The organism is Faecalibacterium sp. HTF-F (assembly GCF_023347535.1).
In the GTDB taxonomy this organism is placed as follows: domain Bacteria; phylum Bacillota; class Clostridia; order Oscillospirales; family Ruminococcaceae; genus Faecalibacterium; species Faecalibacterium wellingii.
In genome coordinates, this window is the sequence record NZ_CP094473.1 from 571,821 (window position 1) to 585,934 (window position 14,114).

Here is a 14,114-nt window from a genome sequence, read left to right on the forward strand (position 1 = left end):
TCCGCTATCGGGTTGCGGCACCCAGCATCCGCATCGTGCCTTGGGCGGCACTTGTGTCTTGCTGGCCGCTGCCCAACAACTTCTCCCTGTTTCCGCCACTGGTGGCGGTCGTCGTTGTTGCACTCTGGGCATATTCAGCGGAAAATTTATTTTAATTTCGTGGTTCAGGAAAGTCTGCGGACTTTCCTGAACCACATTTTCACGGGAAGGGTCGTGAAGGAAAACTACATTTGCAACAAAGCGTTCGGTTTGGTCAATCCATGCTATCAATATTTTAGATTTTACAATTCTTCTGTACTGTACTATAATGAAGTCATCGTCTTCATTCCATTGATCTACAGGAGGAATCTGCCTTGCTGGTAAATCTTATCGAATCCGTCTATCGCCTTTTGTGGGGCGATCTGTTCATCCTTCCGCTGGGCGGCGGCATCGGAATTTCGTTCATGGTGGTGCTGCTGCTTGCGGCGGGCATCTGGTTCACCAGCCGCACCCGTCTTCTGCCGGTGCGGCTGTTCCGGGATATGATCGCTGCCGTGTGTGAAAAAAAGCAGGGCAGGGACGGCCTTTCCTCCTTCCAGACCCTGATCATTTCCACCGCTACCCGCGTGGGCATGGGCAATCTGGTGGGCGTGGTGGCCGCTGTTTCCGCAGGCGGTGCGGGCGCTGTGTTCTGGATGTGGGTCACGGCCCTGCTGGGCGCATCCACCTCCTTTATCGAGTCCACCCTTGCCCAGAAGTACCGCCAGCCCGATCCGCTGTATGGCGGCTGGCGCGGCGGCCCTGCCTATTACCTGCATGTGCTGGCTGAGCGCAAGCGCGGCAAAAAGCTCAAGCGCTCTGTGACTGCGGCCCTGTTCGCGGCGTCCGGCCTCATCTGCTGGTGCGGCATCAGTCAGGTCATCTCCAACTCGGTGAGCTCTGCCTTTGAAAATGCCTTCCACATCCCGCCGCTGGCCACAACGCTGGTGCTCACGGCTATTGCAGCGGTCATCGTGCTGCGCCGGAACGCCACCGTGAAAAGTCTGGACGTGATGGTGCCCATCATGGCGGTGTGCTATTTTGTCATCACCGTGGGCATCGTGCTGTTCAACCTGCCCAAGCTCCCGGCGGTGCTCGGACGCATCTTTACCGAGGCCTTTGGCCTGCAGCAGGCCGTGGCGGGCGGCTTTGGTGCCGTGCTGATGAACGGCGTCAAGCGCGGCCTGTTCTCCAACGAGGCGGGCAGCGGCTCGGCCCCCTGTGCAGCTGCCGCCGCAGAGTGCGACGACCCGGTCAAGATGGGCTTTGTGCAGGCACTGGGCGTACTGATCGATACTGTGGTGATCTGCAGCTGCACGGCGTTCCTGATGCTGCTGGTACCGCAGGAGCTTACCACCGGGCTGGCGGGCATGGACCTTCTGCAGAAGGCGATGCAGTACCATCTGGGCAGCTTTGGCATCGTGTTCATTGCGGTTACGCTGGCGCTGTTCAGCTTTTCCACCTTTCTGGGCGTTCTGTACTACGCCCGGGGCAATGTGGCCTACCTGTGCGGCGACAACTGGTGGAGCCAGACCGCATATAAGCTGATCGCGCTGGTCATGCTGGTGATCGGCGGAATGCAGGCCTACACGGTGGTATGGGATCTGGGCGACGTGGGCATCGGCCTGATGACCATTTTCAATATGTTGGCGCTGGTGCCCATGGCGCATGAGGCACTGGACGCCCTGAACGACTACGAAAAACGCAAAAAGCTGCAGTAACGGCAAAGGGGCTGGTGCACCGGATGATGTGCACCAGCCCCTTTTGGTCTGTATTCAGGATGTAGATGGCAGAGCTCAGTGGGAAAAACGACTGAGGAGCAGCCCGCCTGCAAGCCCGGCCAGCGCAGGCAGCACCCAGCCAAAGCCAATGCTGCCCAGCGGCAGAGCATTGGCGGCGGCAGACAGGACTCCCAGCGGCAGGGCAGCCGCGATGCTCTGCAGGGCGGTCAGGCCCACGCACAGCGGGTACACGGCCCGGCGCTGCTCAAGGCCCGGCAGGAAGGAGAGCAGGATCAGCACGATGGCGGCGGGATAGATGGCGTTGAGCACCGGGATAGACAGCCGGATGATGGCGGCAAGGCCAAGGTTGGACACCAGCATACTGGCCGCAGCAAAAAAGGCGGCAAGGGCAGGGTAGGGGATGCGGGGCAGCAGCTGGTGGAAATACTGTCCCACGCAGGCGATAAGGCCTACACAGGTGTTGAAGCAGGCAATGACAAAGATGGCCGCAATGAGCACAAGGCCTGCCCGTCCGAACAGCTGCTGTGCCAGAGCGGTGAGCACCTCGGCACCGGTGGCAAGGCCCGGGTATACCGCCCCGGTCTGGGCACCGGCATGGCTCAGCATGGCATAAACGGCCAGCAGCAGCCCGCCCGCCAGAAGTCCGGCCCGGATGGTGCCGCTCTCCACGGCGCGGCTCTCTGTGACGCCCCGGGCCCGGATGTTCAGCGCGATGACCGCGCCAAAGTTCAGCCCGGCCAGAGTGTCCATGGTCTGGTAGCCGTGCAGGATGCCCTGCACGGTGGGCAGCGCGGCGTATTCTGCACTGGGTGCGCCGTAATACGCGGCCAGCGGGTGGGCCAGACACCCGGCAAACAGCACCACGATGAGCAAAATCAGGCTGGGGCAGAGGATGCGGCCCAGCCAGTTGGTGAGCTTTTCCGGCCGCAGTGCCACCAGAAAGGCCGCTGCAAAAAACAGCACCGAGTAGGCCAGCTGCAGCCCGGAACCGCCGCCTATCAGCGGCACCAGCATCTGGAAGGAGGTGCTGGCGGTGCGGGGGATGGCAAGGCAGGGCCCGATGGAAAGATACACCAGAATGGTGAACACCGTGGCGAACACCGGATGGACGCGGCCGGCAAGCCTGTCCAGACCGCCCGCCCGGGCCACCGCCGTGACTCCTGCGATGGGCAGGCCGACGGCGCTGACGGCAAGGCCCGCAAAGGCAGGCCAGAGGCTGGTACCGGCCTGCGCGCCCAGATGCGGCGGGAAAATCAGGTTCCCGGCTCCGAAAAACATGGAAAATAGCGTAAAACTGACCAAAAGCAGGCTTTTGCCGGAGAGCTTCTGCATAGGACAGACACCTCATTTCTTTCCTGCATCAAGGATGACAGAGATTCATACAATTCAGTTTATCGTTTTATACATTTCATGTCAAGAACTAAAAACGTGAAGAAATGTAATGTTTGGCATGACGATGTTGGATGCATTGCGGTGCACCGGTCATTGGCGTTTGGAAAAAGATGTGGTATGATACTTATACGATCCGCAGAGCGGAAGCCATTTCAGACTGTCAGGAGCAGGAAAGAACCATGAACCAACACAAACAACTTTTTGAGCGGCTGGCTGCTGCAGCCTTCTGGCTGGCGGTGTGGCAGTGCGCTGCCATGGCCGTGGGACAGGAGGTGTTTCTGGTCTCGCCGGTGCAGGCGCTGCGCACCCTTTTGCAGCTTCTGCCGCAGGCAGAGTTCTGGCAGCGGGTGGGCTTCAGCTCCGGACGCATCCTGCTGGGCTTCGGGCTGGGCGTGGTAGTCAGCGTGTTTCTGGCTGCGGCGGCGCAGGCGTGGCACGCGGCAGAGGTGCTGCTGGCACCGGTGCTGCAGCTGGTCAAGGCCACGCCGGTGGCAAGCTTCATCATTCTGGCGCTGGTGTGGGTGCGGGGAGCATCGCTTTCGGTGCTCATCAGCTTTCTGATGGTGCTGCCGGTGCTGTACGGCGCGGTGCGCACCGGCATCCGGAGCGCAGATCCACAGCTGCTGGAAATGGCAAAAGTGTTCCGCCTGCCATTTGCCCGCCGTCTGCGGGCTGTGTGGCTGCCTGCGGTGCTGCCGGCTTTCCGGCAGGGGTGCAGCGTGGCCCTTGGCATCTGCTGGAAGAGCGGCGTAGCCGCTGAAGTGATCGGCCTGCCCAATGGCAGCATCGGCGATGCACTCTACCGGGCCAAGATCACCCTTTCCACCGGGGAGCTGTTCGCATGGACGTTTGTGATCATCCTGCTCAGCGCTGGGTTTGAAAAGCTGTTCCTGCTGCTTCTGGACCGCGTGACCTGCGCTGTGACCGGGGAGGTGCCGCAATGCTGACCATCGAGCATCTGACAAAACAGTTCGGGGAGAAAACGCTCTTCCGGGACCTCTGCCTCACGGTGGACGGCCCGGCGGTGCTGTGGGCCCCCAGCGGCTGGGGCAAGACCACCCTGCTGCGCATCCTCATGGGGCTGGACACGCCCACTGCAGGCCGGGTGCGGGGCGTGGGCCGGGCCGCGGCAGTGTTTCAGGAGGACAGGCTCTGTCCGCAGCTGACGGCGCTCCAGAACGTGACGCTGGTGCTGCCCGGCAGTGAAAAACAATACAAAGAGCAAATCGAAGCGGATTTTCAACAGCTTGGCATGGATGCTGCGGCGCTGGCCCTGCCTGCAGCTCGGCTTTCCGGCGGGCAGAAGCGGCGCACCGCCCTGCTGCGGGCCCTGTGGGCACCCAGCGACACCCTGCTATTGGACGAACCCTTCACCGGCATGGACCCGGACACCCTTGCCGCCGCTGCGGCGCTGCTGCGCACCCGCTGCGGGACGGAGCCGGTGCTGCTTGCCACCCACGACCGGGAGGCCATCCGGCTGCTGGGCTGGCCGGTGATCGGGTTGGAAGCGCTGTAAAAGGCTTTAAATAAAAAGGGCTGCTGCACCGGATGATGTGTAGCGGCCCTTTACTATTTGAGAATGTTTTACAGAAAAATACGCAGAGGATGCAAAAAAGGTCAGCCCAGCAGCTTTGCCGGGTCGAGGTAGGTGTCGCCCTGCATCACTTCCAGATGGATGTGCGTCTCCTCGGCGCATTCGTTGGGAATGCTGCCTGCGCGGCCCAGAGCCTGCCCCACGCTCACTTCGTCGCCGGTGTGCACGGCAGGGTCGGTGGTGCCGCACACCCGCCAGACGCGCCCGGCACTGTCCTCGATGCACACCACACTGCCCCAGCGGCCATCGGTGTCCACGGCAGTCACTTTGCCGGCGGCAGGGGCGCACACCTGTGCGTCCTGTGCGCAGGCGTAGTCCACGCCGTTGTGGGTGCGCCAGTCGCCAAGGGTGCTGCTGTACACCAGCTCATCGCCGCTGTAGGCGTTCAAGACTCTGCCCGAGACGGGCTGCGTGGAGGCAGGCGCAGCTGAACTGCTGGCAGGCGAGGATGCGCCCTGCAGTGCGGAGGGTTCGTGCACCGAACCAGAGCCAGACCGCGCCCCAGAAGAGGACGCAGAGGGTGCGGGCGGTTCGGGCTTGGGTACGTTTGCCGCAGATTCTGCGGCGTCGGTCACGGGCTGCTGCCATACATCGTCCTCCTGTGGGTCAAGGGTGAGCTGCGGCTCCGGGGCAGGTTCTTCCTGCGGGGTCGTCAGGTCGTCGTAGCTCTTTTTCAGTTCATCCCGCACGGTGCGCACTGCCCACACTCCCGCCGCTGCGGCTGCGACGAGACAGGCCAGCAGTGCCAGTGCAAAGCCCCTGCTGCGCAAAAACTTTTTGATCTGCTCCATTGTCGTTACTCCCATCTGCTGCATTGTGTACGCATTGCTTCTGGGCTTAGTGTGGGACAGCAGGGCAGGTTTTATGCATTCTTTTATTTAAATACCCTCCGCGTTGCTCTGGGCATATTTAGAGGAAATAATATTTTGTAATATAGCAGCCCAGCCAGATCTGCGGGTCTGACTGGGCTGCACTTTCACGGGAAGGGCAGCAGCCGGAAAATGCATCTTCCCTCTGTGGCCTTCTGTGTTGATACCCAGAGCGAAGCGGAGGGTATTTTAAATGATATTACCAAACAAAAAGGCCCTCCCTTTTCGGGAGAGCCCTTGCAGATCAAAAATCAGTTGCGGCGGCGGCTGTTCATGCCCAGCAGACGCACAACATACAGGAAGATGTTGATGAAGTCCAGATACAGGGTCAGTGCGCCGTAGATGGAAGCCTTCTCGGCCAGCTCGCCGTCATAGGCGTAGTAGGAGAACATCTGGCTCAGCTTCTGGGTGTCGTAGGCGGTCAGCAGCATGAACACTACCAGACCGACAGCGCTGTACAGCACCGTGGTAAGGAAGCTCATGCCGAACAGCATGCCCACAAAGCCGGTGATGATGAGCGCGAACAGGCACATCATCAGCTTGGGGCCCCAGCCGGACAGATCCCGGTGGGTGGTGGTGCCGTAGACGGCCATCAGGCCAAAGTACAGCGAGGTGGCAAGGAAGGCCAGCACCAAAGTGCCCAGATCGAACACCAGGAAATAATAGCTCAGCACCATGCCGTTGAGCAGTGCATAGGCAAAGAAGGTGGCTCTTGCGCCGCCCACCGACATGCTCTGCACCCGGGAGCTCAGCACGTATACCAGAACCAGCTCGGCGATGGTGAACACCAGATACAGCGAATTGACCACGTACAGCAGCGGGGTGGCAGCTGTGACAAAGGCGGCTGCAAAGGTGATCAGCAGGCCCACCGCCATCCAGCGGTAGGTGCGGTTCATATAGTCAGCCGAGGTCATAGCAGGCTCTGTATAGCCCCGATCGTAACCATTGTAATTGTAATCCATAGGGACTCCTCCAGTCTCTTTCTGCCGGAATACTTTTTTCTTGCTCCGGTCTACGGAATATAGTATACTGCATAGAAATGAACGTTTCATGAAAAAGGCTGTGATATTGTATGTCCCTTGGACTTTATTTACACATACCCTACTGTTTTTCCAAATGCAGGTACTGTGATTTTTATTCCCACCCCGGTGAGCGCGGTGTGCCGGATGCCTATGTGGAGGCTCTTGTGCGGGAGCTTGACCGCTTTGCACCGGAGAGGCCCCTGCAGCCGGACACCCTTTATTTTGGCGGCGGCACCCCCAGTCTGCTGCGCCCGGAGCAGGCAAAGCGGCTCATCGATGCGGCCCGGCCCCTGCCCGGGGCAGAGATCACGCTGGAAGCAAACCCGGAGACGGTGACCGAACAGAGCCTTGCGGGCTTCCGGGAGGCGGGAGTGAACCGCATCTCCTTCGGGGTGCAGTCTGCCCGGGACACCCAGCTGCGCACACTGGGCAGGCCCCACACGGCAAAGCAGGCGAGGGCTGCCTTTGCCGCCGCCCGGCGGGCAGGCTTTGCGAACATCAGCGGCGACATCATGCTGGCACTGCCCCACTACACCGAAGCTGAGTTTGACGAAACGCTGGAACTGATCGAGGACGGCGGAGCCACCCACATTTCCGCGTATCTGCTGAAGATCGAGCCGGATTCGGCCTTTGGAAAGCACCCGCCCGAGGGTCTGCCCACCGGCGACGAGGCGGCTGATTTTTACCTCTACGCGGTGGAGCAGCTGGAACATCACGGCTACCGGCAGTACGAGATCTCCAACTTTGCAAAGCCCGGCTATGAGGGACGGCACAACCTCATCTACTGGGACTGCGGCGACTATCTGGGCCTTGGCCCGGCAGCGCACTCCTGCATGGGCGGCAGGCGGTTCTATTATCCGCCGGATACCGCTGCGTTCCTGAACGATGCCGCCGCCCCGGTGATGGACGGCAGCTGCGGCGCAGAGGATTACCTTATTTTACAGCTGCGCCTGCGCAAGGGACTTTCGCTGGACACCTATAAGCGGCTCTACGGCAAAGAATTTTCCACCGCACAACTGGCCTTTGTGCAAAACTGCGTCCGGGCGGGCTATGCAAGCTTTGACGGCCACACCCTTGCCCTGACCCCGGCGGGCCTCATCGTGCAGAACAGCATCCTTGCCCAGCTCTTGTAAATTGGCAGAAATACGGCAGAACATTGCTTTTGCGTGCCGGTTCTGGTATGATATACTTGATACAATAGGGGAATTTGGAGGAAAACAGATGGCGAAGGTGTTGATCGTAGGTGCAGGCGCGGCGGGCCTGATGGCGGCGGGTGCCGCTGTACGTCAGGGGCATCAGGTGACGGTGCTGGAACACATGGACAAGCCCGGCCAGAAGATCCTTGTCACCGGCAAGGGCCGCTGCAATGTGACCAACGACTGCCCGGCAGAGGAGTTTCTGCGCCATGTGCGCACCAACCCGCGCTTTTTGTATTCGTCGCTGGGGGCTTTCCCGCCCGCAAAGACCATGGAACTGTTCGAGGGTCTGGGTGTGGAGCTGAAAGTGGAGCGCGGACGCCGGGTGTTCCCGGTATCCGACAAGGCAGAGGAGATCCGGCAGGCCCTTCTGCGCTACGCGCAGGACGCCGACATCGTCCATGACGGCGCAAAAAAGCTGCTGCTGGAAGAGGTGGTGCCGGAGCCGGAAGAAGCTCCCGCTGCACCGGAAAACCCGCGCCACCCCAAAAAGAAAAAGGCAGGCCCGGCCCTGCGGTGCATCGGCGTGCGGGGCACCTCTGGCAGGGAGTACCGGGCAGACGCGGTGCTGGTGGCCACCGGCGGCGTGAGCTACCCCACCACCGGCTCCACCGGCGATGGCTACAGGCTGGCACAGCAGGCCGGGCACACCCTTGTGGAGCCGGTGCCCAGTCTGGTCAGCCTTGTGAGCCATGACGCCGACTGCAAAAAAATGATGGGTCTGGCCCTGAAAAACGTCACCCTGACCCTGTTCGAGGACGACAAGGCCATCTTTGACGAGCAGGGCGAGATGCTGTTCACCCACTTTGGCATCAGCGGCCCGCTGACCTTGAGCGCATCCAGCCATCTGGGGGACATGAAAAAGCATCGGTATCATGCGGAGATCGACCTCAAGCCGGCCCTCAGCGAGGAGCAGCTGTACGACCGCATCACCCGGGACTTTGCCCTGCTGGCAAACCACGCGGCGCAGGGCGCACTGGTCAAGCTTTTGCCCTCCAGCATGCAGCCGGTGATGGTGGCACGCTGGGGCATCGACCCGGCCACAAGGGCCAACCAGATCACCCGGGAACAGAAGCGGGAGTTGGTGCAGCTGATGAAGCACTGGCGGGTGTCCATCGACGCCCGGGGCGACCTTGCCCACGCCGTGATCACCAGCGGCGGCGTGTCGGTGCGGGAGGTGGACCCCAAAACCATGCAGAGCAAAAAGGCGCTGGGCCTGTATTTTGCGGGCGAGGTGCTGGACGTGGATGCCTATACCGGCGGCTACAATTTGCAGATCGCCTTCTGCACCGCACAGAGCTTTGCAAATAATCTGTAATTACAGATAGAACAATTTTAAATGCCCTCCGCGCTGCTCTGGGCATATTTATAGGAATAGATTTTTTGATTTGTATTTTGAAAACGACTGCGGTCGTTTTCAAAATACGTTTTCACAAAAAGGGTTGTTGCCGGGATGGTCTCACAGACCACTGCGCAACTGTTCCTGAAGGGAACGAGCAGCAATGCAGTTGGCCGCTGCGGCCCCGCTTGTGAAAAATCAAATCTGGAAAATCCGCAGATTTTCCAGATTTGTAAATATTTAAAATATTTTTCCGCTTAAAAAGGAGAAGATATAAAATGGTATCTGTTGCAATCGACGGGCCTGCAGGTGCAGGCAAATCTACGCTGGCACGCCGTCTGGCGGCTGAAATGGGCTATATTTATGTGGACACCGGTGCCATGTACCGCGCCATCGGCCTGTATGCCCTGCGTGCGGGCAAGGACCCCAAGGACAACGCAGCGGTCAACGCACTGCTGCCCCAGATCGAGCTGCGGCTGGCCTCCATTGAGGGGGAGCAGCACGTTTATTTAAAGGAAGAGGACGTCAGCACCGCCATCCGCACCGAGGCCGCAGGCATGGCTGCTTCTGCCGTGGGCGCAAACCCGGCTGTGCGCGCCTTTCTGCTGGAACTGCAGCGGGATATGGCCAAAAAGCAGGATGTGCTGATGGACGGCCGCGACATCGGCACGGTGGTGCTGCCGGACGCTACGGTGAAGATCTTCCTCACCGCCACGCCGGAAGCCCGCGCCACCCGGCGCTGGAAGGAGTATCAGGCCAAGGGCATCGATACTCCCTATGAAGAGGTGTTGGCCGATGTGAAGCAGCGGGACTATCAGGACACCCACCGTGCCGCTGCACCCCTGAAGCAGGCGGAGGATGCCGTGCTGCTGGATACCTCGGAGCTGGACTTCGAGCAGAGCCTTGCTGCCATGAAGAAGATCATTGCGGAGAAGGCCGGCTGAACGATCTAAAACGCCCTCCGCTTCGCGCTGGGCATATTTATTGGAAGCTTATTTCTTGTGCTTTGGAAATGACTGCGGTCATTTCCAGAACACGCTTTCACCAGAAAAGTCGTATCGAAAAAACGACATTTTCAAAAACTGCTGCATTGTCCGGTTTCGGCCTGCTTGCGAAATCGAGAATCGTATAAATTTAAGGAATAAAACGACACTATGATATTATATTACATCTTAGTACCCTTTGCATGGATCCTGTGGCACATCGGTTTCCGTATCCGCGTAGAGGGCCGCGAGAACCTGAAAAAGGTGCAGACCAAAGGCTGCATCCTTGCGCCGACCCATGTCTCCGCCATCGACCCGGTGTTTATCGTGGTCACCCGGTGGAGCAGGCGGATGGTCGTATTTGCCAAGAAGGAGCTGTTCGAGATCAACGGCTTCCTGACATGGTTCTTCCGGTGCTGCGGCGCGGTGTGCGTGCGCGGCACAAAGGATGAGATGGCTGCCATCGAGCAGACCGTTGAGGTCTGCAAAAACGGCAAGACCCTGCTCATTTTCCCGGAGGGCACCCGCGAAAAGGACGGAAAGCTTCTGCCGCCCAAGAGCGGCCTGTTCGTCATTGCGGCGGGAGCCGGGGTGGATGTGGTGCCCTGCCGCATCCTGTACGATACGCCGGACGGAAAAATGCATCTGTTCTGCAGAGTGCGGGTGATCTACGGCGAGCCCATGCCTGCCGCCCAGTTTGCCATGGAAGGCCGGCGGGATACCAAAAAGCTGCGTGCCAACAAACAGGCTTTGCTGGATGCGTGGGAAAAGATGGGAGCGTAAAAGATGGAGATCCGAGTTGCCAAAACGGCGGGGTTCTGCTTTGGCGTCAACCGTGCCGTGGAGCTGACCTATGGACTTCTGGCAGAAGGACACAGGGTCGCTACGCTGGGCCCGCTGATCCACAACCCGCAGGCGGTGGAGGATATGCAGCGCAAGGGCGCACAGGTGGTGGATACCGTGCAGGATGTGCCTGCCGGATACGAGGTAGTCATCCGCAGCCACGGCGTGCCCCGCAGCGTTTATGACGAGCTGACAGTGCGCGGCATCCGCTACCATGACGCCACCTGCCCCTTTGTGCAGAAGATCCAGCGCATTGCCGCCGAGGCCGAAAAAGCCGGGGCAGTGCTGCTGGTGGCGGGCGATAAGACCCACCCGGAGGTGCAGGGGATCGTGGGACACACCCGCGGAGAGGTGTTCGTTTTTGCCGATCTGGCCGAATTGAAGGCGTGGAAAGGCCCCTCTGACCCGCAAAAACCCCTGTTTGCAGTTGCACAGACCACATTTCAGGTTACAAAATGGCAAGAAAGTTCGGAGTTTCTCAAAAAAGCCTATACAAACGCCCGGATTTTTGATACAATATGTAATGCGACGTGGGCGAGGCAACAGGAAGCGGAAGACCTCAGCCAAAAATGCGATATCATTGTTGTCATTGGCGGTCATCATTCTTCCAATACCCAAAAGCTGGTACAGGTCGCCGCAAAACACACGCGTGCCGTAACGGTCGAGACAGCGAGCGAACTTCGGCCGGAATGGTTTGCAGATGTTAAAGTGGCGGGCGTGACAGCCGGGGCTTCAACGCCATCGTCTATTATTGAGGAGGTACTTAACAGTATGAGCGCAGAAATCAATGACAGCATGAGCTTTGAGGAGATGCTGAATGCATCCGAGGAAAAGCGTGTTCATGCAGGCAGTATTGTGAAAGGAATCGTGACCAGCATCTCTGCCAACGAGATCCAGGTGGATATCGGAGCGAAGCAGACCGGCTTTGTCAAGCTGAGCGAGCTGACCGATGATTCCTCCGCCAAGGTCGAAGACCTGGTGAAGGTTGGCGATGAGCTGGACCTCATCGTCGAGAAGGTTATGGATCAGGATGGCGTCATCCAGCTCTCCCGCAAGAAGCTCGCATCTCGCAAGGGCATGGAAGAGATCGCTAAGGCCGCTGAGTCCGGCGAGGTCGTCGAGGGCGACGTCACCGAGTTCAACAAGGGCGGCGTTGTGGTCAACGTCAAGGGCGTCAAGGTGTTCGTTCCCCGTTCTCAGGCTACTATGCGCCGTGATGAGGACTACACCGCTCTGGTTGGCCAGCACGTTCAGCTGGTTGTCACCGAGTGCTCCGGCCGCAAGATCGTCGGCAGCATCAACAAGGTGACCGCTGAGCAGAACAAGGCAAAGCGTGAAGAGTTCTGGGCAAACGTTGAGGTGGGCAAGACCTACACCGGCGTTGTCAAGAGCCTGACTTCTTACGGTGCATTCGTCGATATCGGCGGTGTGGACGGCCTGTGCCACATCAGCGAGCTGAGCTGGAACCGCATCAAGCATCCCTCTGAGGTCGTCTCCGTTGGCGACACCATCGAGGTGTATGTGAAGGACATCGACACCGAGAACCACAAGGTCTCTCTGGGCTACAAGAAGGCTGAGGACAACCCCTGGGAGCAGCTGAAGAACAACTACCCCATCGGCAGCACCTTCCATGCTCCGGTCGTGTCCCTGACCAAGTTCGGTGCATTCGTCCGTATCCTGCCGGGTATCGACGGTCTGGTCCACATCAGCGAGATCAGCAATGACCGCGTTGAGAAGGTCTCCGACGCACTGAAGGTCGGCGATATGGTCGATGTGAAGCTGCTGGATGTTGACTTCGACAAGAAGCGCATCAGCCTGTCCATGAAGGCTCTGCTGAACGACGCTGAGTAATCAGCCCCTCGTTCGGAAGAAAAGCTTCTGACACAATGCGATCAACAGCCCCGTTGCCGGGAAAACGGCGGCGGGGCTGTTTTTATAACAAAAAATGATTTTCCTTCCCAAATGGCGGAAAAATACAATAAAGACATAATTTTATGGTAAAATGGATCAAGAAGCACTGGGAAGTGCTGAGCTATCTGGTTTTCGGCGTGCTGTGCACCCTGCTGAACATTGTGCTGTATGCGCTGTTCAATAAGCTGTTCGGCTACACTGCCGCCAACAGCTGGGGCAATGTGCTGGATAACATCCTGTGCATCCTGTTCGCCTACGCAACCAACCGCGCCTTTGTGTTCCGCAGCAAGACTACCGGAAAGGCCATGGCAAAAGAGTTTGGCACCTTTGTCACCTGCCGTCTGGGTACGATGCTGCTGGACACGGCAATCATGCTGGTGCTGGGCAATCTGCTGGCTGCGCAGGGTGCAGCGCTGATGGACAACTTAATGCAGGGGGCACTGAGCGTGGTGTCCCACTGGTTTGGCCCGGATACGGCCATCCAGATGGCAGCATCCTATGTGGGCACACCGGCGGGGGTCACGGATGGCTCTGCCGCCATTGCCGTTATCGGCGGTGCAGACGGCCCCACGGCGATCTTCGTTACCAGCCGCTACAATGCGCAGGCACTGTGGGGCCTTGCCGTGAAGGTGTTTTCCAATGTACTGGTGATCGTGCTGAACTATGTGTTCAGCAAGCTGATCATTTTTAAGAAAAAGTAATGGACAGATTACCCCTCATCCGTCACCTGCGGTGACACCTTCCCCCCAAGGGGTGAAGGCTTAAAAAGAGCAGGCTTCGCCTGAATTTGAAATGAAGAACGTTAAAAACGGAAAGCTGACAGCCCTCTCTCAAACACTGCGCCGGAATATGACGCATGAAGAGAGGCATCTTTGGTATGATTTTTTGAAAAGTCAGCCGGTCACGTTCAAACGGCAGAAGGTCATCGGGAATTATATCGTTGATTTTTTCTGTGCAGAAGCAAGGCTTGTAATAGAACTGGATGGTTCACAGCATTATAATGATGCAGGAAAGGCTGCAGATATGGTACGGGATCAATACCTGAAGGACAATGGCCTTACGGTTTTGCGCTACTCCAATCTGGAAATAGCGGAAAATTTTGCAGGGGTTTGTACAGAGATCCGGAACCATATTGGCAGATGTACCTGAAGCCTTCCCCCGGTCGGGGGAAGGTGGCACGAAGTGCCGGATGAGGGCGCATTACA

13 protein-coding genes are annotated in these 14,114 nt (G+C 58.8%); 10 read left to right on the forward strand and 3 right to left on the reverse strand.

All coding sequences use genetic code 11. The annotated features are described in order from the left end of the window. Positions 1 to 353: 353 nt before the first annotated feature. Positions 354 to 1,739, forward strand: a complete 1,386-nt coding sequence (locus MTP37_RS02670; protein WP_249238089.1) for an alanine/glycine:cation symporter family protein — start codon at positions 354 to 356, stop codon at positions 1,737 to 1,739. Positions 1,740 to 1,814: 75 nt separating this feature from the next. Here MTP37_RS02670 and brnQ read toward each other — a convergent pair whose 3' ends face one another. After that, entirely contained in the window at positions 1,815 to 3,092 is a 1,278-nt protein-coding gene (gene brnQ, locus MTP37_RS02675; RefSeq protein WP_249238090.1) for a branched-chain amino acid transport system II carrier protein, read from the reverse strand. Between the two features lie 239 nt (positions 3,093 to 3,331). On the opposite strand from brnQ, the gene MTP37_RS02680 reads away from it, so the two are divergent. Beyond that, positions 3,332 to 4,099: an ABC transporter permease gene (locus MTP37_RS02680; protein ID WP_249238091.1), complete on the forward strand. Its 768-nt coding sequence runs from the start codon at positions 3,332 to 3,334 to the stop codon at positions 4,097 to 4,099. After that, positions 4,093 to 4,668, forward strand: a complete 576-nt coding sequence (locus tag MTP37_RS02685) for an ATP-binding cassette domain-containing protein (protein ID WP_249238092.1) — start codon at positions 4,093 to 4,095, stop codon at positions 4,666 to 4,668. Before MTP37_RS02680 ends, MTP37_RS02685 begins: the two co-directional genes overlap by 7 nt. 101 nt (positions 4,669 to 4,769) lie before the next feature. Here the strand turns inward: MTP37_RS02685 and MTP37_RS02690 are convergent, their stop codons facing one another. Beyond that, positions 4,770 to 5,537: a M23 family metallopeptidase gene (locus tag MTP37_RS02690; protein ID WP_249238093.1), complete on the reverse strand. Its 768-nt coding sequence runs from the start codon at positions 5,535 to 5,537 to the stop codon at positions 4,770 to 4,772. 329 nt (positions 5,538 to 5,866) lie between these two features. Continuing rightward, entirely contained in the window at positions 5,867 to 6,577 is a 711-nt protein-coding gene (locus MTP37_RS02695; protein ID WP_249238094.1) for a Bax inhibitor-1/YccA family protein, read from the reverse strand. 110 nt (positions 6,578 to 6,687) lie between these two features. Between MTP37_RS02695 and hemW the strand changes: the two genes are divergently transcribed. The 7 genes from hemW (at position 6,688) to MTP37_RS02730 (ending at position 14,058) form a co-directional block, all read left to right on the forward strand. After that, on the forward strand, positions 6,688 to 7,770 hold the full coding sequence (hemW, locus tag MTP37_RS02700) for a radical SAM family heme chaperone HemW (RefSeq protein WP_249238095.1): 1,083 nt from the start codon (positions 6,688 to 6,690) through the stop codon (positions 7,768 to 7,770). Between the two features lie 64 nt (positions 7,771 to 7,834). Beyond that, entirely contained in the window at positions 7,835 to 9,151 is a 1,317-nt protein-coding gene (locus tag MTP37_RS02705) for a BaiN/RdsA family NAD(P)/FAD-dependent oxidoreductase (protein ID WP_256469130.1), read from the forward strand. Between the two features lie 299 nt (positions 9,152 to 9,450). Continuing rightward, complete coding sequence (gene cmk, locus MTP37_RS02710) at positions 9,451 to 10,116, forward strand: (d)CMP kinase (RefSeq protein WP_249238097.1); 666 nt, start codon at positions 9,451 to 9,453, stop codon at positions 10,114 to 10,116. Between the two features lie 210 nt (positions 10,117 to 10,326). Further along, positions 10,327 to 10,938, forward strand: a complete 612-nt coding sequence (locus MTP37_RS02715) for a lysophospholipid acyltransferase family protein (protein ID WP_249238098.1) — start codon at positions 10,327 to 10,329, stop codon at positions 10,936 to 10,938. Between the two features lie 3 nt (positions 10,939 to 10,941). Beyond that, positions 10,942 to 12,849: a bifunctional 4-hydroxy-3-methylbut-2-enyl diphosphate reductase/30S ribosomal protein S1 gene (locus MTP37_RS02720; protein WP_249238099.1), complete on the forward strand. Its 1,908-nt coding sequence runs from the start codon at positions 10,942 to 10,944 to the stop codon at positions 12,847 to 12,849. A gap of 143 nt (positions 12,850 to 12,992) precedes the next feature. Next, entirely contained in the window at positions 12,993 to 13,610 is a 618-nt protein-coding gene (locus tag MTP37_RS02725) for a GtrA family protein (protein WP_249238100.1), read from the forward strand. A gap of 91 nt (positions 13,611 to 13,701) precedes the next feature. Further along, on the forward strand, positions 13,702 to 14,058 hold the full coding sequence (locus tag MTP37_RS02730; RefSeq protein ID WP_249238101.1) for an endonuclease domain-containing protein: 357 nt from the start codon (positions 13,702 to 13,704) through the stop codon (positions 14,056 to 14,058). The last annotated feature ends 56 nt before the right edge of the window (positions 14,059 to 14,114 follow it).

What these genes read in the sequence shown, in the direction of transcription:
- brnQ (WP_249238090.1), bottom strand. Translation starts at nt 3,092, where the DNA reads ATGCAGAAGCTCTCCGGCAAAAGCCTGCTTTTGGTCAGTTTTACGCTA.
- MTP37_RS02680 (WP_249238091.1), top strand. Translation starts at nt 3,332, where the DNA reads ATGAACCAACACAAACAACTTTTTGAGCGGCTGGCTGCTGCAGCCTTC.
- MTP37_RS02685 (WP_249238092.1), top strand. Translation starts at nt 4,093, where the DNA reads ATGCTGACCATCGAGCATCTGACAAAACAGTTCGGGGAGAAAACGCTC.
- MTP37_RS02690 (WP_249238093.1), bottom strand. Translation starts at nt 5,537, where the DNA reads ATGGAGCAGATCAAAAAGTTTTTGCGCAGCAGGGGCTTTGCACTGGCA.
- MTP37_RS02695 (WP_249238094.1), bottom strand. Translation starts at nt 6,577, where the DNA reads ATGGATTACAATTACAATGGTTACGATCGGGGCTATACAGAGCCTGCT.
- hemW (WP_249238095.1), top strand. Translation starts at nt 6,688, where the DNA reads ATGTCCCTTGGACTTTATTTACACATACCCTACTGTTTTTCCAAATGC.
- cmk (WP_249238097.1), top strand. Translation starts at nt 9,451, where the DNA reads ATGGTATCTGTTGCAATCGACGGGCCTGCAGGTGCAGGCAAATCTACG.
- MTP37_RS02715 (WP_249238098.1), top strand. Translation starts at nt 10,327, where the DNA reads ATGATATTATATTACATCTTAGTACCCTTTGCATGGATCCTGTGGCAC.
- MTP37_RS02720 (WP_249238099.1), top strand. Translation starts at nt 10,942, where the DNA reads ATGGAGATCCGAGTTGCCAAAACGGCGGGGTTCTGCTTTGGCGTCAAC.
- MTP37_RS02725 (WP_249238100.1), top strand. Translation starts at nt 12,993, where the DNA reads ATGGTAAAATGGATCAAGAAGCACTGGGAAGTGCTGAGCTATCTGGTT.
- MTP37_RS02730 (WP_249238101.1), top strand. Translation starts at nt 13,702, where the DNA reads ATGAAGAACGTTAAAAACGGAAAGCTGACAGCCCTCTCTCAAACACTG.